This is a genomic window from Alistipes sp. CHKCI003 (genome assembly GCF_900021155.1).
Taxonomy (GTDB): domain Bacteria; phylum Bacteroidota; class Bacteroidia; order Bacteroidales; family Rikenellaceae; genus Alistipes; species Alistipes excrementavium.
The window spans coordinates 13,292-32,667 of record NZ_FCNT01000054.1 but is presented as its reverse complement, the minus strand read 5'-3'; the positions used below and the strand labels follow the sequence as shown (position 1 = coordinate 32,667).

21 protein-coding genes are annotated in these 19,376 nt (G+C 48.8%); 8 read left to right on the top strand and 13 right to left on the bottom strand.

Annotated features, from left to right (window positions below):
* Positions 1 to 2: 2 nt before the first annotated feature.
* The 5 genes from BN3659_RS07115 (at position 3) to BN3659_RS07090 (ending at position 5,840) form a co-directional block, all read left to right on the top strand.
* Positions 3 to 887, top strand: a complete 885-nt coding sequence (locus BN3659_RS07115) for a radical SAM protein (RefSeq protein WP_091535680.1) — start codon at positions 3 to 5, stop codon at positions 885 to 887.
* Between the two features lie 11 nt (positions 888 to 898).
* A complete protein-coding gene (locus tag BN3659_RS07110) occupies positions 899 to 1,324 on the top strand; it encodes a DUF3872 domain-containing protein (protein WP_171847728.1) in 426 nt (141 codons plus the stop codon).
* 56 nt (positions 1,325 to 1,380) lie between these two features.
* Complete coding sequence (locus BN3659_RS07100) at positions 1,381 to 3,387, top strand: DUF4116 domain-containing protein (RefSeq protein ID WP_141682529.1); 2,007 nt, start codon at positions 1,381 to 1,383, stop codon at positions 3,385 to 3,387.
* Between the two features lie 23 nt (positions 3,388 to 3,410).
* Positions 3,411 to 4,610 (top strand): DUF6047 family protein, encoded by a 1,200-nt coding sequence (locus tag BN3659_RS07095; protein ID WP_091535674.1) that lies wholly within the window; start codon positions 3,411 to 3,413, stop codon positions 4,608 to 4,610.
* A 99-nt stretch (positions 4,611 to 4,709) separates the two neighbouring features.
* Positions 4,710 to 5,840: an AAA family ATPase gene (locus BN3659_RS07090; RefSeq protein WP_032135189.1), complete on the top strand. Its 1,131-nt coding sequence runs from the start codon at positions 4,710 to 4,712 to the stop codon at positions 5,838 to 5,840.
* A 95-nt stretch (positions 5,841 to 5,935) separates the two neighbouring features.
* Here BN3659_RS07090 and BN3659_RS07085 read toward each other — a convergent pair whose 3' ends face one another.
* The 13 genes from BN3659_RS07085 to BN3659_RS07025 all read right to left on the bottom strand — a co-directional run bounded on the left by BN3659_RS07085 (position 5,936) and on the right by BN3659_RS07025 (position 13,994).
* Positions 5,936 to 6,616, bottom strand: coding sequence for a hypothetical protein (locus tag BN3659_RS07085; RefSeq protein ID WP_032135190.1), 681 nt, complete (start codon positions 6,614 to 6,616; stop codon positions 5,936 to 5,938).
* A 2-nt stretch (positions 6,617 to 6,618) separates the two neighbouring features.
* Positions 6,619 to 7,107, bottom strand: coding sequence for a DUF7258 domain-containing protein (locus tag BN3659_RS07080; protein ID WP_091535672.1), 489 nt, complete (start codon positions 7,105 to 7,107; stop codon positions 6,619 to 6,621).
* A 12-nt stretch (positions 7,108 to 7,119) separates the two neighbouring features.
* Positions 7,120 to 7,428 (bottom strand): hypothetical protein, encoded by a 309-nt coding sequence (locus BN3659_RS07075; RefSeq protein ID WP_032135192.1) that lies wholly within the window; start codon positions 7,426 to 7,428, stop codon positions 7,120 to 7,122.
* A 40-nt stretch (positions 7,429 to 7,468) separates the two neighbouring features.
* Complete coding sequence (locus BN3659_RS07070; protein WP_091535670.1) at positions 7,469 to 7,696, bottom strand: hypothetical protein; 228 nt, start codon at positions 7,694 to 7,696, stop codon at positions 7,469 to 7,471.
* Positions 7,693 to 8,079, bottom strand: a complete 387-nt coding sequence (locus tag BN3659_RS07065; RefSeq protein ID WP_091535668.1) for a hypothetical protein — start codon at positions 8,077 to 8,079, stop codon at positions 7,693 to 7,695. Before BN3659_RS07065 ends, BN3659_RS07070 begins: the two co-directional genes overlap by 4 nt.
* 58 nt (positions 8,080 to 8,137) lie before the next feature.
* Positions 8,138 to 8,392, bottom strand: coding sequence for a DUF7688 family protein (locus tag BN3659_RS07060; RefSeq protein ID WP_091535667.1), 255 nt, complete (start codon positions 8,390 to 8,392; stop codon positions 8,138 to 8,140).
* Positions 8,393 to 8,451: 59 nt separating this feature from the next.
* The gene (locus BN3659_RS07055; RefSeq protein WP_091535665.1) at positions 8,452 to 9,720 is read right to left on the bottom strand and encodes a PcfJ domain-containing protein; all 1,269 of its coding nucleotides are present in this window, start codon (positions 9,718 to 9,720) and stop codon (positions 8,452 to 8,454) included.
* Between the two features lie 25 nt (positions 9,721 to 9,745).
* Positions 9,746 to 11,020 (bottom strand): PcfJ domain-containing protein, encoded by a 1,275-nt coding sequence (locus tag BN3659_RS07050; RefSeq protein ID WP_091535664.1) that lies wholly within the window; start codon positions 11,018 to 11,020, stop codon positions 9,746 to 9,748.
* An 11-nt stretch (positions 11,021 to 11,031) separates the two neighbouring features.
* Positions 11,032 to 11,451, bottom strand: coding sequence for a PcfK-like family protein (locus tag BN3659_RS07045; RefSeq protein ID WP_091535662.1), 420 nt, complete (start codon positions 11,449 to 11,451; stop codon positions 11,032 to 11,034).
* 48 nt (positions 11,452 to 11,499) lie between these two features.
* A complete protein-coding gene (locus tag BN3659_RS07040; RefSeq protein ID WP_091535660.1) occupies positions 11,500 to 11,964 on the bottom strand; it encodes a hypothetical protein in 465 nt (154 codons plus the stop codon).
* Between the two features lie 66 nt (positions 11,965 to 12,030).
* Positions 12,031 to 12,660, bottom strand: a complete 630-nt coding sequence (locus tag BN3659_RS07035; protein ID WP_091535658.1) for a hypothetical protein — start codon at positions 12,658 to 12,660, stop codon at positions 12,031 to 12,033.
* A 70-nt stretch (positions 12,661 to 12,730) separates the two neighbouring features.
* Positions 12,731 to 13,729, bottom strand: a complete 999-nt coding sequence (locus BN3659_RS07030; RefSeq protein ID WP_091535656.1) for a hypothetical protein — start codon at positions 13,727 to 13,729, stop codon at positions 12,731 to 12,733.
* Between the two features lie 13 nt (positions 13,730 to 13,742).
* Positions 13,743 to 13,994, bottom strand: coding sequence for a hypothetical protein (locus tag BN3659_RS07025; protein ID WP_091535654.1), 252 nt, complete (start codon positions 13,992 to 13,994; stop codon positions 13,743 to 13,745).
* 510 nt (positions 13,995 to 14,504) lie between these two features.
* Here BN3659_RS07025 and BN3659_RS07020 point away from each other — a divergent pair.
* The 3 genes from BN3659_RS07020 to BN3659_RS07010 all read left to right on the top strand — a co-directional run bounded on the left by BN3659_RS07020 (position 14,505) and on the right by BN3659_RS07010 (position 19,343).
* On the top strand, positions 14,505 to 16,502 hold the full coding sequence (locus tag BN3659_RS07020) for an AAA family ATPase (protein ID WP_091535653.1): 1,998 nt from the start codon (positions 14,505 to 14,507) through the stop codon (positions 16,500 to 16,502).
* Complete coding sequence (locus BN3659_RS07015; protein ID WP_091535651.1) at positions 16,499 to 17,488, top strand: HNH endonuclease; 990 nt, start codon at positions 16,499 to 16,501, stop codon at positions 17,486 to 17,488. The genes BN3659_RS07020 and BN3659_RS07015 overlap by 4 nt, the downstream gene beginning before the upstream one ends.
* A 490-nt stretch (positions 17,489 to 17,978) precedes the next feature.
* Complete coding sequence (locus BN3659_RS07010) at positions 17,979 to 19,343, top strand: ATP-binding protein (protein WP_091535649.1); 1,365 nt, start codon at positions 17,979 to 17,981, stop codon at positions 19,341 to 19,343.
* Positions 19,344 to 19,376: the final 33 nt, after the last annotated feature.

The following is a 19,376-nucleotide window of genomic DNA, read 5'->3' as shown; positions in this document are numbered from 1 at the left end:
CCATGCGAATCGGATTGGTGGATGTGGACGGGCACAACTTCCCGAACCTCGCGCTGATGAAACTTTCGGCGTGGCATAAGCTCCAGGGCGATACGGTGGAATTTGCCGATCCCATGGCGGGGCGTTACGACAAAGTGTATTTATCGAAGGTCTTTACCCATACGCCCGATTGCCGGGATGAATACCGCTGCGAGGTGATACGCGGCGGAACGGGCTACCGCGATTATACGACGACACTGCCGGAGGCGGTCGAACATACATGTCCGGATTACTCGCTCTACGGCGTGGGCGAAGCCTACGGCTTTCTCACGCGCGGATGCCCGAACCGCTGCCCGTGGTGCGTGGTGCCGCACAAAGAGGGCGCTATCCGGCCCCATGCCGACATCGAAGAGTTCCTTGCAGGACGCAAACGGGCCGTGCTGCTCGACAACAACGTGCTGGCCTCCGCATGGGGCCTCGCGCAGATCGAAAAGATCGTCCGCTTGGGCGTGCGGGTGGACTTCAATCAGGGGCTCGACGTGCGGCGTATCGCCCGCAACCCGGAACTCGCAGAGCTGCTCGCACGGGTCAGGTGGCTGCGCTTCCTGCGGATGGCCTACGACAGCTGTGCCGTGCAGGAGGATGTACATAACGTCGTAAAACTGCTCGTCAAATGTGGCTTGTCGCCCCGCAAACTGTTCTTCTACGTGCTGGTGCGCGACGACATCGGCGATGCGCTGGAACGTATTCGGGAGCTGAAGGCGTTGGGCTGCGTGCCCTTCGCACAGCCGTACCGGGATTTTTCGGGCGACGCCAAACCCTCGCGGGAGGCGTGGCGGCTGGCCTACTGGTGCAACAACAAACGATTGTTCAACGCGATGGACTTCGCGGATTACAAATGCAAATAAACCGAAAAGTGATGAAAAAGTTATTTTTTGCGGTGATGGCCGCACTCGGACTGCTCGCATCCTGCGACAAAGATCTGGACATTCAGCAGGCGTACAGTTTCTCGTTGGAAACGATGCCCGTACCCAAGCGTATCGGCGTAGGCGAAACCGCCGAGATACGCTGTACGCTGGTTCGTGAGGGGGAGTATGCCGACGCCCGCTACACGATCCGCTATTTCCAACCCGACGGCAAGGGAGAACTGCGGATGGACGACGGGACGGTGTTCCTGCCCAACGACCGCTATCCGCTGGAACGCTTCTCGTTCCGTCTTTATTACACCTCCCGCAGCGACGACCAGCAGACCATCGACGTCTATATCGAGGACAATATGGGACAGGTGGTGCAAAAGAGCTTCACGTTCCAGAACGACAGCGATACGGGCGGCGAAGAGCAATAGTCTCAAACGAACATCATTGCCCGGCCAAAGTCGGGCATTTTTAATTTGAAAACCTTATGACAGAACAGGAAAAACGGGATATTGCCCTGATCGAACGAGGCGGCCGGAAACATAATATGTTGATGACCCTTCCTTTGGAGCGGCGTACCGAGGCGGTATGCCGCCGCGCCGTCGAGATCGACGGAGAGAATATCCGATACGTTCCCCGCGATATGCGCACCGAAAAGCTGTGTTATACGGCCGTGCAAAGCTGGGATTTTGCGCTCGACTATGTGCCGGAGGAACTGAAAACGCCCTCGATGTGCAAGGCCGCCGTAGAACGTTACGGGCCGGCGCTGCTGTTCGTGCCGCAGGAGCGCCGAACAGAGGCCCTGTGCGAAGCGGCGGTGCAAAACAATGTATGGGCCCTGCCTTATGTGCCCGACCGGATCAAGACCCGGAAGATGTGCATGGATGCAGTAGCGAAAGATGGTTGGGTGTTGGAGTTCGTGCCCCAAGCGATAAAAACCCCGCAGATGTGCCGGCTGGCCCTTAACGCCCCGCTGGCCAAACTCCGCGAAAACCGGAGCGTCCTTCAATTCATTTTCTATGCCGACGTGTGTCTGGAAGGCATAAAAAAATACCGGCAGGAAGGCGCCGATATGGTAGGTTTGTTGGCAGACATCGAACCGGAGGTGATGGATGAACACATTGCCCTGTACGGGGTTCGTACCGACCCGTCGTGTCTGACGGCCCTGCCGGGGAGGTGGAAAACAAGGATGGTATGCACGGCGGCGGTACAGAGCGACGGGATCATGCTGCACGACGTACCGGAACATTTGCGCACGAAGCGTATGTGCGAGGCGGCCGTATCGTCCAGCATCCATGCACTTCCTTATGTGCCGGAGGCATTACATACCCCCGACCTGTACCGGAAAGCGATGGTGAACGACCCTGCCGCCATTCAGTATTTCAAGCCGGAACTGCTGACACGGGAGATGTGCCATGAGGCATTGTATTCGAGCTATGACCTGCGGGTACTTCGGTACATTCCCTACAAAGAGATCCACGAGCAGTTGTTGGAGCGTTGCGAGGGATACTCTCGAACCAAATATTTTCTGGACAGTATGAATCCGGACTATATGACCCCGAAGCTGGCGGAGATGATCTTCACCAAAGAACCCGAACTGTTCTACAATATTCCCGAAAAATTCAAGGATAAGGAGCTGTGCGAAACGGCGGTACGGTACGACGGAAGCTATCTCAAAATGGTTCCGGAAGCCCTTAAAACACCGGAGTTGTGCATGGAAGCCATACGTCGCAGTCCGTATGCCATAGAGTTTATCCCGGAAACGATGAAAAGCCCGGAGTTCTATACGGATTTGGTCAGGAAGAATCCGTTGAACCTGCGGGGAATACCCGAAGATGACCGGACTTATGAGATGTGCAAAGAGGCTTTCGACAATACTTACGGAAAGGATAAGACCGATTACAGCATCGCCGGTGCGTTGACAGAGCCGTCGATAGCTCTGCAAATGGTTCGGGAGCAGGATAATCCTAAAACAATCGACTTTTTGATGACCGTAATGCGTCCCAAAGCCATTTCGGAAGAAGTAGCGTTGGAAGCCGCACGTAAAAACGGGCATATCTTGCGCTTCGTACCGAAAGAGGTCATCACGCAGCAGGTTGGCGAAGCCGCCGTCAAAAATCATCCGCAGGCGATTCAATGGGTTCCCCACGACATACGCACGGCGGATATGTGCCTGTATGCCTTTAAGAGCGATTCCGAACTGGATATTTACACTCCGGATCGGATCAGGTGCGAAGACAATGTTTATATATTCGCCCGAAAGATGGACGAGCTACTCCGCCAACCGATTTCCTATGACGACAGCAAACGGCTCTACGGGGGCGAAACGATCCGTTTACGGAACGTGGAAACGGATACCAAAATCTTCGAGAATTGCGAAGTTCGCTACGACCGTAAGAAAGAATCGCTGACCCTGCGGAACGTTACGCCCCAACAGAAGCGGGTGCAGCCCATAAAACTGCAGCGCAAATCCTCCATGAAACCGAAATTCTAAAACTACAATTGAAACCAATAGCGATGAAAACGACAGAAGAAAACAGAACGATGAACTCCGGCGACCGTCGGGAGCCGGGCGACGTTTATATGATGCTTTCACCGGAAGGAAAAACACAGGCTGTATCGGCAAACGGGAGATATTATAAAAACTTCGGTCATTTTATCAATCATTGCACGGAAATAATACTCAAAGATTGGCTGACGCCTTACCCGAACAGTTTTTTCGTACATTACCGCTTTGCCGACCCCGACCGGGTATGGAAACCTTACGAGAATATCCCGATGTTTCCGCGCAAACTGTCGGATGCCATCAAGGAGCAGGGCTTGAAACCGCTGAACACCTGCCGGCTCTATCCGGCCATATACTGCTATCAGAACGGCCTCGATCCGTTGCTGCCGGAAAATTCCGAGCAGGAATTGAAAAAAAATTCGGACTATCGGCGGGCCGTATCCCGGTATTCCGATCGAGAGCAGCTTCTCGGAATCAATACCTATACGGGCATCGAGACCGACCGGGGCGTACTGCTGTTCGATAATACGCCGGAAGGACGGAAATTGCAAAAGAGGTATAAGGATTTCCTTGCAGACAAATTTTTCGATCCCCGGCTTGACATCACGTTTTTCAGAACGATAGACGTAATACCCGATGAAGTGCAACGGGCAAGGATCAACCCCGTTATTGATCTCGACAGGCTATACAGCAGCGAGCCGGAGCCGTTCGGAGTGCTTTCGGCCGACTGTTATACGGATATGACGGAAATCGGTATCCATACCGAACGCGAACGTTACGATATGTCGGCGACAAGAGAAAATTTCGTTCGCTTCGCCAGGATGGATAAAGGATCGGATATTTTTTTGTCCGAACATACCTATAACATTGCCTGCCTGTTGCACCTTGCTTCGCCAGAGTGCACAGACCCTATGATACGGGATAAGTTCCCCAATTTCTTCTCCTATCGGGACTGGTTCGACAACTTGGCCGAACGCTTTACCAAAGCCACGACAGAGACGGAAAAACAACAGGCTATGGCTCTGATCCGGCAACGGGCCGACCATATTCTGCGGCATGACTATCCCAACCTTCGCCGACCGCCGGTTCCGGCCCCGAAAGAACAGACCGAAACCGTCGTAACATCCGTTGAAAAGCCGGCAAGGCAGTTGCCCGACGTGGCGAAAAAGCTGGCCGCACATTCTAAAAAGAAAACCGGGCTGAAACCGTAGATTATCATGCGGTTCGGCAGATATGCAACATGGTGAAGGTAGATTTAGATTTGATTATTATTTAATAATAATTATCTTTGCGTAATAATAAACGATTGTATGAAACCACTGAAAAATCCCTTTATAACCAGCGGCTACGAATCCGCCGAGTATTTCTGCGACCGCGAACAAGAGAGCGAAAACCTTATTCGGGAGGTGATCAACGGCAATAATCTGGCGCTGATCTCCACGCGCCGTATGGGTAAGACAGGGCTTATACAGCACTGTTTTAACAGTCCGGAGATCAAAGATAACTATTATACGTTTTTCGTCGATATTTATGCGACCAAATCGTTGCGCGACCTGGTATTTTCCTTGAGCCGGGTCATCGTCGATGGTCTGAAGCCTTTCGGCAAAAAAGCCATCGAAAGTTTCTGGAACAGCGTCAAATCCCTGCAAGGCGGCATTACGTTCGACCCGGCGGGTAATCCCAGCTTCAACCTGCAACTGGGCGACATCCGCTCTACGGAAGCGACGCTCGACGAGATATTCCGCTATCTGGAGAAAGCCTCCCGTCCGATAATCGTCGCCATCGACGAATTTCAGCAGGTGGCCTATTACACGGAAAAGAATGTGGAAGCGTTGCTGCGCACCCACATACAACATTGTCGCAACGCCCGTTTTATCTTCGCGGGCAGCCAGCGGCACGTCATGGGCAATATGTTCGCCAACGCCTCGCGCCCCTTTTACCAAAGCGTGTCGATGATGTATCTGGAGTGTATCGGGTTGTCGGAGTACGAAAACTTCGCCCGCAGGCATTTTGAAAATAGCGGCCGAAAAATCGGGCAAGGTGTCGTCGCCGACATTTACGACCGTTTCGACGGGGTGACATGGTATGTGCAGAAGATGCTCAACATGCTGTACGGTATCACACCGGAAAGAGGAGAATGCAGGGCGGAGATGCTCCCCGAAGCGTTGGGCAATATTCTCGATTCTTACAAATACACCTATCAGGAGATATTGTTCCGCCTGCCCGAAAGACAGAAAGAGCTGCTTATCGCCATAAGCAAGGAAGGCGCTGCCCGTGCCGTTACCTCCGGGGAGTTCGTTCAGAAATACAGTCTGCCTTCTCCGAGTTCGGTGCAGGCGGCGCTCAAAGGATTGCTCGAAAAGGATTTCGTTACGCACGAGCAGGGCGTTTACCGCATTTACGACAAGTTTTTCGGGATATGGCTCAATAAGAATTACTGACCGATATGCCGATACTCCTGCCGGGGCGGCGTTCCGCAAACGAAAAATCGACGGTTTCAAACCGTCGATTTTTCGTTTGCGCCGAATTTCAAGATTTAATTTCCGGCTTCTCCGATACGTTTCGACTGGTACCAACTATCCCGAAAACAGTCGCCGATAAGGTTGAAAGTCCCTGTTTCGCCGCTTTCTTCGGCGAATTTGCGGGCTTGCGGGATGTCCGTAAATTCACCCAGCTTGCGAAAACCGATGAACAGTTTGTAGATACCGGGATTGGCCCGGTGTTTGGCGACCTCGCTTTGGAGCAGGGCGCACAGTTCGGCAAACTTGGCCCTTTTCTGCGCCAATTTCTTTTTGGCGCAGCGCAATTTTTCGTCTGTCGTCGGGTCGAAAAACAGATCGTTACCGCTCATGTAACTAACGTATTCCTCCATTTTACGCCCGATTTTCGTAATCTGCGCTTTCGCCGCTGCCACGCACGAGAGCAGGGAGCCGAACCCGGTTTGCAGTCCCGTCCGCTTGTCGTAGTAACAATAATAAACCTGCACGCCCTTACGAGGGTATTGGCAGACGTATTTTGCCCTGCGCCACTCGACGAGCCACCGCCAGCGGTCGAGCATCCTGCGGGGCATGTCTATTTTATGCAGGACGACCCGCGAACGGTCGTCCTCGCGGTACTCGAACGTGATATATACCCAATGTTCTATTTGCAGTTCCCGTTCGGCACGGGCGAGGTCTTTGGCCATCTGCATCCAGTCGTCGATTCTCTCCCGTGCCATCGTTACGCCGTTTTGCAGGTTTCGATTTCGGTATGCCGGGCGAGCCATTCGCGCACGCTCATCATGTTGTATTCGGAGGTTACGACCGCCGTGCGGTCGCTGATTTGCGTAAAGCGGGTGCTTTCGTAGCCGTCGATCCACTCCTTCAGGGTCGATACGCCCCACGCCTGCGGATCGTCGAAGATACGGCGCTCCAGCGTGCGGATAGGCTCGGCAAAAGTTACGATAAGTGTTTCATAGTCCGGTCGGACAGGTTCGGGGAGCAGGTGCAGGTACTTCAAAGAGCCGGATTCGTCGTCCTTGTCCCCATGCGCCCAACCGCTGTGCAAAATTTCGTTACCCCAGCGCTGGGGCTCGTCGTAACGCACTTTTACCTCCGCCGTATATTTCGTAACGGTTATGTCCTCGATTGCTCCCGTAACCATTGTGCCGAAGCTGATGCACTCGCACCTTCTGCCTATCAATTCCTTGTTTACCTCTGTCGTTTTCAGTGTTGTTCTCCATTAAATAAGTTCTACTTCCGCGTTGTCGTTATTTCCCCGAAATGCTCCGGCCGCATAGTAAGCGTATCGGTTGTGCCAATTACTCCGGCGTTTGATATAAGCCATAGCCGGGGGACGTATCTCGACGGATGTTGTGTAGATATTATATCCGATGGTTATGACTAATTCACAGTTGCGCCATATCTCGAAAGGCGTTCTGAATCCGTGCTTGCCCTCGACGAGTTCCAATGCTGTGGCGACTGCGCTACGGACTTCTCCGGTAGATTCTGCGAGGGTCTTGCGGGTTCCCTCTTTGTAGATGATTTTCATAGTGGTCGGTGTTATGGGGCGGCTGTCGCCGCCCCGATTGTTATTTATATTCTCCGAAATTGGTGATGATCCCGAACCGTCCCGTGTTGTTATACATTCCAGAACAATGCAACCTCCGGCATAGGGCGGAGAGTTGTTTTTCGGTAATGCCCGATACGACTATCGCCGTGTGGTCGTGCTCGCAAATTCTTACCCGGTATTGGGTTTCGAGTTGGGCAAGGACGGCATACGCTCTTACCGTTTTTTCGTCGTGTTTTTGATTTTTCATAGTTTTGTCGATTTATTTTTCTTACTTGCAAGGGCGATCAGGTTATCGAAACTCTCGTTCAATAAGACAGCCCTTTCTCTCCGGTAATCCTCTGCCGGATCGCACTCGCCGACGGTAAACTCCCAAACCTCCATGTATTTGGCTTTCCATTTCCGAACCACCTCTGCATCCGGTAATGATGTGTGCAGGTCGTGTCGGCTGCAAATGGCGTTCAACAGGTCGATGTAGCACATGAACAGGTCGCTTTGGGGCATCCCTGCGTGCAACAGCGTATAATCCCACTTTACAATGTCCCGGACGGCGTTCGATATGTTGTCGATGATCCCGTCTATATAATCCCGCGTAGAATCGTTTTCGTAGATTCCTGATCCCCATGTTCCCATAGTTTTGTCTGTTTTTGGTTGATAAAAGGTTTGAACGGCGGCTTTTGCCGCCCCGATTTTATTTCTTCGTGATATATCCTTTGGCCACGACCTCTCCGTTTTTGACAAGTTCTATTTCCCCGTAGGTAAAGCCCATTTCTTTGATAGCGATAAATCGGATATAATCGTGATATTCCGATTTCTTTGCAAAATTTCGCCCCGTAAGGTTGTTGAAAATCATCGGAAGCGAAAACTCGCAATCCGACCGGAGTACGGCTTTTCCGTTCTGCCGGATTTCGTAGGTCGGGTTCTGGTTATTCGTGTCTGTTTTCATGGTTTGGGTGTTATGGGCGGCTTTCGCCGCCCCGATTCTAATTATTGAAAGATTTAGGATTATGCTGTCAGTCGATTTTCTATAAGGTGCATATTGTGCTGAACGAGTTTTATAATCTGCTTGTGGTACGGACTGTCCTTGTTGCATACGCCCCGGCTCTGCGCCACCTCCAATCGGGATAGCGAAACCTCGACCGTTTCGAGCCGTTGGCCGTCTATCGAGGCCGAGAGGATCAGCGAATCGTCCCGGCGGTAATATTCGTTGGTAAAGACGCAATGGTGCATGGCTTCGCCTTCCTGCCGGAACTGCTCGATGCTCTCCAAGACCCGGACGTGGATTTTGCCGTCCGTGAGGTCGAGGCCGAAAAAATGTCCTTTTGCGTTCCGGTATTCCTGCTCATGGCGCATCGCTTCCCGTATGCGTTCCTGCTCTTTCTGCTTGCGTAAGTATTCCATTTTCCGCCTTACATATTGGTCGTGCTCCGCTTTGAGGTCTGCGGGGCACACATATTTGGCGTTTCGTAAATCCTTATTAAAAAAACGCAATAAGTCTATATAGTCGCACCACATTCCCGCATCGGTAATTGCGTACCCGCTGCGGGTAACGATACGGATACTCGGCCAGTAGTCGTCCAATGTGCAGGGATTCTCGGCAAAGTGTTTCAAGAGTGTAACCTGTCCGGCTTTGAGCAGGGTTTCGGCGCGGCTGTCGCGCAGCAGGGCGCAGAACATCTCCGGCGGGGATATGTGGTAAAACTGTCCGTTGTAACCGCTTCTTCGCAGTTCGGGCAGGAGTTGCGGCTGGGGATGAACACAACGGGGATGGATATTATACAGCGGCTTATGGGGGCGCAGTTCCAACGAGGTGGTATAATTCCACGTTTTGTAGAAAGGCCGGTTCGTTATGAGTCTTGCACGGGTGGCGCATCGCCCGTCCGGGGCGATCCACCGCTGCACGACTTCGGAATGAACGTATTTCGCCCTTTCTCCGATACGGACATAGTAGGTCAGATGTACGAAGCGTAATACCTGCATCCCGCCCCGGACGGTCATAAACAGGGCGTAGTCCGCCGTGTCGTAAATCCGGCGCAGGTGGTTGTCGTCTATGGTCAGCCGGGTATGGCACGCGGGGCAGATACAATGCGTCCGCGCCGTCTTGTCCGTCCATGCGTGTCCGCACTCGGTGCAAGTTATCACGCCTTTTGTCGTCCTGCGTCCGTAGCGGACGAAGCATCGGTCGAACGCCCACCGTATCTGCCGGGCGGAGATGGGACGGAGTGTGCGCCCTGCCTCTTCTATTTGCTGTTCAAAACTATTTCTCGGTTGCATAATCTTGATAGTTCGGGTGGATGAATTAGGCGGCAATGCGCTTTTGGATAAGGGGCATATTGTCGTTTACGAGCCGCACGATTTTGTCGTGGTACTCCGTTTGTTTGTTACATACGCCCCGGCTTTGAATAACTTTGAGTTGGGAGAGGGACACCTCTACGGTTTCGATGCGTTTGCCGTCTATGGTGGCCGAAAGGATGAGCGAATCGGCTTTTTTATAGTATCCGTTCGTGCCGACGCAATGGTGCATGGCCTTACCCTCCATGATGATTTCTTTCACACTCTCCAACACCCGGACAGCGATTTGCCCGTCAGTGAACATAAGGCTGAAGAATTTGGATTTGGCTCTATGGTAGGCGCACTCTTTCTGAAGATATGCGGAGAGGTTTTCGGCTATTTCCCGTTCGGCTTCCCTGCGGGCGATTTTGGCTATACAGCGGTCATGTTCCCGTTTAAGATCGGCGGGACATACGTATTTGGGGCTGTGCAGGTCTTTACCTAATGTCCGCAAAGCGTCTATATAGTCGCACCATGTCGTTGCATCCGTGATTTTATAGTCGTTGCGGACGGCGATACGGATACTCGGCCAATACTTGTCGAATCTGCGACCTCTATCTTCCAAATACAGTTGTAATAGGCTGTCCTGTCCCATTTTGAGCAGGGATTCCGCCCGGTTATCCGAGAGCAGGACACAAAGTAAGGTCGTAGGGGTCTGACCGTACAATCCGCCCTTATATCCCGTTCGTTTCAGTTCGGGGATAAGTTTCATACGGGGGTAAATGTCATTCGTACCGATCTGATTATATACCCACGATTCTCCATGTAGTTCCAAATCAGAAAAATAAATCCATTGGTCGTAATACATCGTTCCCCATACCCGGCGCCGGGCGAGGGTGCAGTATTTGCCGTCGGGGGCTATCCAACGTTGCATGACTTCGTGGCAAAAGCGGTTCAGCGGTCGTCCGACTTTGGCATAGTAGTTTACCATAAACACCCGGATAACCTGCATCCCGTCGCAGGCGGTTATATAGGTGGCGTATTCCCTTTGCTGGAATTTCTGCTTGCGGGTGTCCTCTATCCGCAGTCGTGTGCGGCAGGCGGGGCAGGTGCAATATTTCCGTTTGGTGTCGTTGTGGAACACCTCGCCACAGTCGAGGCAGGTAACGACACCTTTTCTCGTGCGCCGACCTACCGATTCGATAACTTTGGTGTAGGCCCAGCGTTCCTGTGCCGGGGTCAGCGGTGGCAGTTTCTTGCTTGCTTCGACTGCTTTCTGCTGGAATTTATTTCTCGGTTTCATGGTGTATCGAATTAAAATAGTGATGATTGGGTGGCTGTTTCGGGTTTCTTGGTCTTGTTCTTACCCTGCGTAATTTTCCGGTAGGCTTCATCGGTGGCCCGCTGCATGGCTTTTGCATGGGCTTCGGCCTTTTCTTCCTCGGTCAGTACAATCGTATGATTTACCACGACTTTGCAGTTGGTAAGGGGCTTGCCGATGTCGATGTCGTCCTCGTCGTAGTAGTGCATGGCGAGCGAGTAGATTTCATCGTCCGCGAAGCCGTTGCACCCGCTTTGCTTCACATAATTGAGGATGAATGTTATACAGTCGTCGATGTTTTTCTTGGGGTTGGCGTACCGGAGTGCGAACAATTCGTCCTCCTGCGCCCGGCGCTGTAAATAGCTTTGGATCGTCTGTTTGAAATAATCGGTCGCTTTATTCTCTTGTGCCATGATGGTTTGTTTTTATGGGGGACGGGGTTACCGTCCCCGGGTGAATGTTCAAAAGAGCCAAAAATCAATGTCTTCGTCCGTGAGGGCATAAGTGTTCCTTATGCTGTTGAGATATTCGGCGTATGCTGTTCTAAACCGGGCATTACATTCCTGTAAATCGCCCCGGACGGGATGCGCTTCGCACCATTGTTTGAGAAAAACTTCGTTTGCCTTTAAGAACCGGAGAAATTGGGTGAGTTCGGGCGGCTCCGGGGCATCGTCGGGCAGGAAAAACATGCTTCCGCGCAGTTCGCCCGTTTGGGGATGTCGTGTAAACAACTGCCGGGCGGTTCCGATTCGGATATAATTGTCTTTAATGCCGTAGTGTTTGGCAATAGCCGGAATATCGACGGCCGTATGAACCGAAAAGGGGGCTACTTTGATTGCATCACGCTGGATATATTCGCCCTCTTGGAGTATGACTTTTGCATTAGCCTGCGGTTCGCTTTGGGTGATATATTCGTTGAGTGTCATATCTGTTGTTTTTTTGCAGGGGATCGGGGCCACCGCCCCCCCGGATTGGATTACTGTCTTTGCGGATTACTTGATAAGCGTGTCGGTTAGATAGAATTTGCGGTGGCAATCCTTTTTCTTGAGTGCTTCCCCGATGAGCCACGCGAACCGTTCGCGTCTGAACTCCTCGGATTTATCCTTGTGGCACGTCCAACTCTGCTCCTTTTCGTATTGCTTGGCCTGTTCTTCCAATATGGGCAGGTATTCCGCCGTTGCGCCGTCCATTCGGAGGTAGTCTTTCGTACCCTTGTGCCGGAAAGAGACGAGGCAGTAATTTTCGGGGTACAGGCGTATCGTTTCAGTGGATTTCTCATAGAAACAGACCGCCAAATATTTGTCTGCCAATCCTTTGTAGGAGGGACTGTTATGGCAGTATTTTTCTATCGTGTCGGAAATGGTCGCATCTTCGGATAATTCCTCCCGCAGTTCTTTTTCCACCCGTCTGAAGGCGTCGGACAATGAGGGATAAACGGCGGTTATTTCTATCCGTTTGTTTTTGGTATCGTCGTCCTGCTTACGGGTCGATACGATGATAATGTTGTAGCGGTTGTCGCTCCACGCTTTGACCTCGATGTAATACCCTAAATCCGTGTTGATTGCATTGAGGGTGTTAAACGTGTCGGTCGAGCCTTGTCTTTGCAGATAAATGGTTTTCATATTTTCGGATTTTTATGATTCGTTGGTTTATGTGGGGACGGGGCTACCGCCCCCGGATTGGACTTCGGGATTATTCGGCCATGCCGATTAACTCGCGCACCTGCATTTCTTTCGCTTTGGGAAAGATCCACCCGGCGCATTTCTCTCCGCGGTAGGTCAGTCGCCCGTTGAACCGTCCGCCGAGGTCGGATAATGCGTCCTTTATGGGCTTCGTATCTCCGAACAGGGCTATCGCTTTCTCGGAGTAGTTCACGAGGATAAAATCGCCTTGAACAGTGGTTTGCCCTTGTTCTTGTTCCGGTGTGCGCTCCGGCTTGGGGCTACTGAGCCGGATATTATTCTCATCTCCGGCGATATAGGCCAGAGCGTCGATAAATCCCTCGCGGGTGTAGTGGGTCATTTTGTGGATGCTCCAACCATAAGAGGGGCTCTTGCCGAGCGTGAAACCGGAGTAACGGAGTTCATAATCTTTGTTATATTCGGCCAAATACGCCGTTTCGGGCAGGTTGGCGGCGGCTTTCCGCAGTTCCCCGAAGCCGTTGCGGGAGGTGGTCGAGAAGCCGAGTATTACGGTGCGGACGCTCCGGGTTTCCCGGCACTCGTAGGAGGGGTCTGTGTATTCCGTTTCGTTGAGTTCGGCCACGATGACCCCCTGCACGTTATCGGGCATAATCCGGCGCAGTCGTTCCGCACCGATTGCCGCGATCCGGTCGTGTTCGGCCTTTGCACGGGCTTTCGCGTCGGCTTCGTCCTTTGCTTTTTGCTCCGCTTCGGCAACAAGGGCGGCAACCTCGAAAGCGTCCATAAATTCCGCGGGCGCGTCGGTGTAGTACATGCCGATACCGAATTTCCGCGAGTATGGCCGGAGGATGTCGGTACGCCGGATCGCTTTCGTTTCGAGGTTTACCAAATGATACATATATCCGTTGGCATCGTGTTCGACCTTGTAAATTACAAGTCGGTCGCGCATTGCGCCGGGGCCTTCAGAAATGACGATTTGGTTTTCCTTTGCGACTTGAATTTCGGTGTCGGTGGTCGTACCGCCGAATAATGAATAATATTTTGCCATGACTTTCAATGATTTAGAAGATTTGGGAAAAGAGAAAGGAGAAAAAGCCGATTAGAACGACGAGAGATAAAAGACAGGAAAGGATACCCCGCAGGAGGTCATAGCAGAACAGAAAGGCCAAAACGACCCAAACAAAGCCGCTCCCGAAGAGATAAAAACCCAGCGCGACAGCCCCGATTTTCAGCCCTGCCCGCAAACCCGCACCCATGCAGAGTGGAAGGTTGGAGGTTTTCGGTTTCCTGTTCTTATTTTCTGTGCTTTTCATAACCTTTCGACTTTTTTTTTTATGCCGTAGCGGAGCCGGTGTGGATGGTATCTGGTTTCAGGAGCATGAAAAAGAAGGGCTTAGCCCATGTCAAGATTTTTGCGGGAAATACGCTCGCCCGAAGGGAAAGAGGAAGATTTTTCGCAAAACCGCCCCGGCGGCTTGATCTTGCAGGGGCGTGCAGCCCGTAAATACCTTCGCTTCTGAAACCGGATACCATCCGCACCGGGTTCGTGAAGGCGGCTTATAAATGAGGAGAAAGGTTATGAAAAGTGCAGAAAATAACTGTGGCGAAGGGCGTAACGAATCAGCCCTTCGCCCGCACACCAGACACAAAAAAGTCTCGATATGAAAAAGTTATTTGAATTTTAACCTTCAATGTGGTGATATATTATTAAATTCAAGTCGGTTAGGACTGGAAGATTTCCACATAAGGTCTGCCAAATCTTTGTTTCAAATTTATGATTCTTGTCAAGAATTTATTATCTTTATAAGATAAAACTCCCCGTTATGGAATCGTTTTCTATTGTTGCACTTCAACTTTTACCGGATTGTTCCAAGCATATCCGAAAGGTTCTTCAAGAAGATTGGTATTTCTTTACTCAGAAATACCATTTAGATCCCGACACAAAGTATCCGATTCGCAACCCGGATTATAAACTTCCCGATGATTTTTTCGATCCCAAGATCAGCATTAGCGCCATTGTCGGTAAAAATGGCTGCGGTAAGAGCACCATCGTAGAGATTATGCTGCGCGTAATAAATAATTTTGCCGTCAATATTACTGCCAAGGCACATAAAGACTGCCAGTTATACCCCGTTTCAGACGTAAACGCGGCTCTTTATTTTGAGATTGATGGCAAACTGAATTTTATCGAAACATCGAAAGCAGGTATTCTTTGGGGGATAATTGGCACCTTCGGGAAACGAGTTCATCCAAATAAGATTGAGAAGACAACACCGTTGGAGAAGGCTTTACAGCAGTTACGCCAATTTTTCTTTACCATTGTCAATAATTATTCATTCCACTCCTACAATGTGGATGATTATGGGGAGGAAAGTGTTGGAAAGGATAAGATTTGGATCAACTCACTGTTCCATAAAAACGATGGGTATCTTACTCCTGTCGTACTCAATCCTTTTCGTCGGGAAGGCCGTCTGGATATTCGAAAAGAGACTTTGTTGACCAACAGCCGTCTGGCTTATCTGTTCTATTATTTCAACACGAAACAGTTCGGTGATTTTATCGACGATTATCAGTATCGTTCTTTATCGTTTAGTTATAATCAATCCCGTGTTGAAGAAAAGTATACATACAACCTTGTTCGGAACAAGAAGACATATGATACGAAGTTGGTCAAGCGAGTTTCCGTTAAAAAGAAGGGGCGTGATTACTTCAATATTACTCTCAAAGCCTATCTCGGTGAAAATATCCGGTCCGGAATACCATCTCTGAATGGGGCATACAAATATCTGGTTGCAAAAACATATCATATCGTAGCGACATATCCCAATTATACCGGGCAGAAATATGTTGCTGTTAAGGATCTTTCGGAATATTGCTCCCAAGAGGAGGAATCTCGGATCAAAGATCTCGTTCGTAAGCTTTTAAACGATTTTTCTCATGTGACATTTAAGATAAGACAGACTCTCAAATATATAGATTATGTCACGCATAATGTAAACGCAACTGACGGGCGGGATTTTCAGAACCTCACTGAAGATTATATTAGGTACGAGCCCAAAAACTTGCAGATATTGGAAGGATTGAATACTATACACAAGGAGCAAGTTTCCATGCCTCCGTCGTTTTTCGATATTCGGATCGAGTTGTCCAAAAGCGACGGAGCAGTAATCTATTTCGATAAAATGAGTTCCGGGGAACGGCAATTCCTATTTTACATGAGCACGATTCTCTATCATGTCCGTAATCTGGACTCAGTTGTCGATGACGTGGAGAGTGTCCATTATAACTATGTCAATATCGTTTTGGAAGAGGTCGAATTGTATTTTCACCCCGAATACCAAAGACAATTCATCGACAAACTAATCAACTATTTGAAAAAAAGTCAATTTAACAGAATCAAGCATTTTAATATCATAGTTGTAACACATTCCCCATTTATTCTTTCGGATATCCCCCAGGATAATGTCTTGTTTCTTAAAGATGGTAAGAATGATAATGAAGTATGCGATTTCAAGACTTTCGGTGCCAATATCCATGATTTGTTACGCACCAGTTTCTTTTTGGAAAATGGATTAGTCGGTGAATTTGCAAATAATAAAATAGAAGAGCTTCTCACCTTATTGCAAGGGGATAACAATAGCAAGAAGCAATGGTCTACCGCTGACGTTCAATATATTATCAATACAATTGGAGAAGATTTGATCCGTGAAGCATTACAAGAATTATACGATATCCGATACCAAGACCGGGTTACACGACGCAATGAACTTGAGCGTCAGATGAAAGAAATTGAGAGACAATTAAGTTTACTGGATCTATGAAACGAATCTACATCGACGATAAATTATATCACATAGCAAAAGATTATGCAAAAGATCCTTTTGCCCGACGGCGAAAAGATTTTAAGCGCCCACCTGTATTACTTCAGGAACTATATGCCGCTTTACCGGAAGAAGACGCCAGCTATCGAGAGTATGTTCAGAAAATAATCGACGAATATGAAGATTTGAACTGCCTAAAACCTTCTGAGGTAGCACGTACAAAACGGAAGTTCGATCGTATTTTACCAGAAGCGGATCTCGGTAAAATGTTTACTATAGAAGGTGAGTCGGCGAAGTTTTACGACCTTATTATTAAGGCGCTAAGGTATGATGATTTGCGCAAATCCGATTATATACATAATAGCGGATATTTGGGATTATCAATTAAAACCTGCGTCTATTGCAATGCGCAACTTGCTGTTGTTTTGGAGAAAACAGCAGGAGGAACACAAGCAAAATTTCAACTGGATCATATCCGTCCCAAGTCCAAATATCCATTTCTTGCAATTTCGTTTTTCAATCTGTGCCCGTCATGCAGAAACTGTAATTCTGTAAAGAACGATAATTCTGTAAAATTCGATCTTTATACCGAGGATTCTAAGGATGACCTGAATCCGTTTCTCTTTTACGTAACCAAAGATTCGATCGTCAAATACATGAAATCTTATGATGAAGAATGCCTGAAAGTTGGTTTTCTTTCAACGGATGGATACCAGGCGTTGTCTAAAGACCATGACAAAAACTTTAGCATCACGGGAATTTATAATACGCAGAAAGATATTGTGGCAGAACTAATTCAGAAAAAAGAGATTTATACTGAAAGCTATAAGCAACATTTAGCAAAACAGTTCAAGGATCTTTTCAAAGATGAATCTATAATCAATCGGCTAATCATCGGCAATTACGATACTGTTGAAGATATCCATAAGCGACCAATGGCTAAATTTACACAGGATATAGCGCGACAATTGAATTTGATTAAATAGACCTCTTATTTTTTATAAGTATATATTCATGATGTAATCGCTTCTCGATAAACAATAAGTAAAGTACAGAATAAGGTCTATCCGGCTAAGGCTTTCGAGCAGCCTCTCCAAGGTGGTCGTCGAACGACCGCACGAGAAGCAGTGCGCCATAAAAGGTTTCTTGCGGACGTCTTTTTGCCGATATAGACTCCGAACTTCCCATCCTTACTGCAGAACGGACACCGCGCGATGAGGTTCTTCCCGCCGCCGTTTGTTCGTGCCCCGAGTTCCGTCCGACGCTCGGCCACAAGCAAGTCATACATATAAAGAAATAGCCGCAGTAGCGGCAATGGGATGGTAAAAACCATTTTTATTTCTCTTTTGGATGGAATTTTTCATTTTTCGACAAATTATTGCTGAAACATTTTATGTTTTCCGGCAAAATAGAACGAAAACATTTCCTTATTTTCGTCAAAACATTTATCTTTGCAGTAAATGAAAAATTTCAGTCATGCTCGAAAAAATATTCAAGCGTAAGATCTACGAAAGAATGCTCCGATGGAAGCAAGAAAGCGATGGACATACGGCACTTTTGATAAAAGGTGCGCGTCGAATCGGAAAATCGACCATTGCCGAGGAATTTGCTCGTAAAGAGTATGCATCCTATATCATCATCGATTTTTCGATAGCAGACGATGCGGTCAAAGAGTTGTTTTCACATATTTCGGATCTGAATTACTTCTTTTTACGGATTCAGTCGCTATTCAATGTGTCATTGCATAAACGGAAATCGGTTATCGTTTTCGATGAAGTACAACTATGTCCTCCGGCACGACAAGCAATCAAGCATCTTGTAAAGGATCACCGATATGACTATATTGAAACGGGGGCACTCCTTTCCATCAAAAAAAATGTGAAAGGAATCGTGATACCGAGCGAAGAAACACGTATCGCAATGTATCCGCTGGACTACGAAGAGTTCCTATGGGCTATCGATAAACTCCAGACTTATGAGTTGCTCAGATACTCGTATCAAAATTTTAAGTCTTTGGGTGATGCCGTCAATCGTGATCTTATGCGCAATTTCCGTCTGTACATGCTCATCGGCGGTATGCCGCAGGCTGTAAATGCATATCTTGAATCGAATGATTTTTCAGCCATAGATGCGGTAAAACGAAATATCCTCGAACTGTATATCGATGATTTCCGTAAAATCGATCCGACAGGACGTGCTTCGCGTTTGTTTACCTCAATTCCGGCAGAACTCTCCCGCAATACGACACGTTATAAGGTAGGAAGCGTGATTGAGAATGCGACAGCCGCCCGGCTCAGTGAGTTGTTGATGGATATGGCAGATTCCATGACGGTAAACTTTGCCTATCATGCGAATGATCCCAGTGTAGGATTCTCTCTTCATGCTGATTACGACTATTTCAAGATGTTTCTTGCTGATACGGGATTGTTCGTTACGCTCGCTTTTATGGATCGCGACTATACGGAAAATGTGATATACCGGAAGCTCCTTTCCGATAAACTCAGTACAGATTTGGGGTATGTATACGAGAATGCAATCGCCCAAATGTTGAAGAGTGCAGGCAATGAACTTTTCTACTATACATTTAAGGAGGAGACAGTGAAAGACGAAGAAGAGAATAAAACTGTCCGCAGTTATGAAATAGATTTCCTGCTTTCGCGTAAAGACAAGATATGCCCTATCGAAGTTAAATCTTCCGGATATAACTCACACAAATCCCTCGATAAATTCCAGCAAAAGTTTTCGGCGAGAATCCTTCACAGGTATCTTCTCTATACCAAAGATCTAAAGAAAGACAAGGATATTTTTTGCTTGCCCGTATATATGACGGAATTATTATAAAGAATTATCAAAGCAAGGCAGTAAAGAAACAGG

Coding starts and splice junctions, on each gene's coding strand:
- BN3659_RS07115 (WP_091535680.1), top strand. CDS start 3: ATGCGAATCGGATTGGTGGATGTGGACGGGCACAACTTCCCGAACCTC.
- BN3659_RS07110 (WP_171847728.1), top strand. CDS start 899: ATGAAAAAGTTATTTTTTGCGGTGATGGCCGCACTCGGACTGCTCGCA.
- BN3659_RS07100 (WP_141682529.1), top strand. CDS start 1,381: ATGACAGAACAGGAAAAACGGGATATTGCCCTGATCGAACGAGGCGGC.
- BN3659_RS07095 (WP_091535674.1), top strand. CDS start 3,411: ATGAAAACGACAGAAGAAAACAGAACGATGAACTCCGGCGACCGTCGG.
- BN3659_RS07090 (WP_032135189.1), top strand. CDS start 4,710: ATGAAACCACTGAAAAATCCCTTTATAACCAGCGGCTACGAATCCGCC.
- BN3659_RS07085 (WP_032135190.1), bottom strand. CDS start 6,616: ATGGCACGGGAGAGAATCGACGACTGGATGCAGATGGCCAAAGACCTC.
- BN3659_RS07075 (WP_032135192.1), bottom strand. CDS start 7,428: ATGAAAATCATCTACAAAGAGGGAACCCGCAAGACCCTCGCAGAATCT.
- BN3659_RS07070 (WP_091535670.1), bottom strand. CDS start 7,696: ATGAAAAATCAAAAACACGACGAAAAAACGGTAAGAGCGTATGCCGTC.
- BN3659_RS07065 (WP_091535668.1), bottom strand. CDS start 8,079: ATGGGAACATGGGGATCAGGAATCTACGAAAACGATTCTACGCGGGAT.
- BN3659_RS07060 (WP_091535667.1), bottom strand. CDS start 8,392: ATGAAAACAGACACGAATAACCAGAACCCGACCTACGAAATCCGGCAG.
- BN3659_RS07055 (WP_091535665.1), bottom strand. CDS start 9,720: ATGCAACCGAGAAATAGTTTTGAACAGCAAATAGAAGAGGCAGGGCGC.
- BN3659_RS07050 (WP_091535664.1), bottom strand. CDS start 11,020: ATGAAACCGAGAAATAAATTCCAGCAGAAAGCAGTCGAAGCAAGCAAG.
- BN3659_RS07045 (WP_091535662.1), bottom strand. CDS start 11,451: ATGGCACAAGAGAATAAAGCGACCGATTATTTCAAACAGACGATCCAA.
- BN3659_RS07040 (WP_091535660.1), bottom strand. CDS start 11,964: ATGACACTCAACGAATATATCACCCAAAGCGAACCGCAGGCTAATGCA.
- BN3659_RS07035 (WP_091535658.1), bottom strand. CDS start 12,660: ATGAAAACCATTTATCTGCAAAGACAAGGCTCGACCGACACGTTTAAC.
- BN3659_RS07030 (WP_091535656.1), bottom strand. CDS start 13,729: ATGGCAAAATATTATTCATTATTCGGCGGTACGACCACCGACACCGAA.
- BN3659_RS07025 (WP_091535654.1), bottom strand. CDS start 13,994: ATGAAAAGCACAGAAAATAAGAACAGGAAACCGAAAACCTCCAACCTT.
- BN3659_RS07020 (WP_091535653.1), top strand. CDS start 14,505: ATGGAATCGTTTTCTATTGTTGCACTTCAACTTTTACCGGATTGTTCC.
- BN3659_RS07015 (WP_091535651.1), top strand. CDS start 16,499: ATGAAACGAATCTACATCGACGATAAATTATATCACATAGCAAAAGAT.
- BN3659_RS07010 (WP_091535649.1), top strand. CDS start 17,979: ATGCTCGAAAAAATATTCAAGCGTAAGATCTACGAAAGAATGCTCCGA.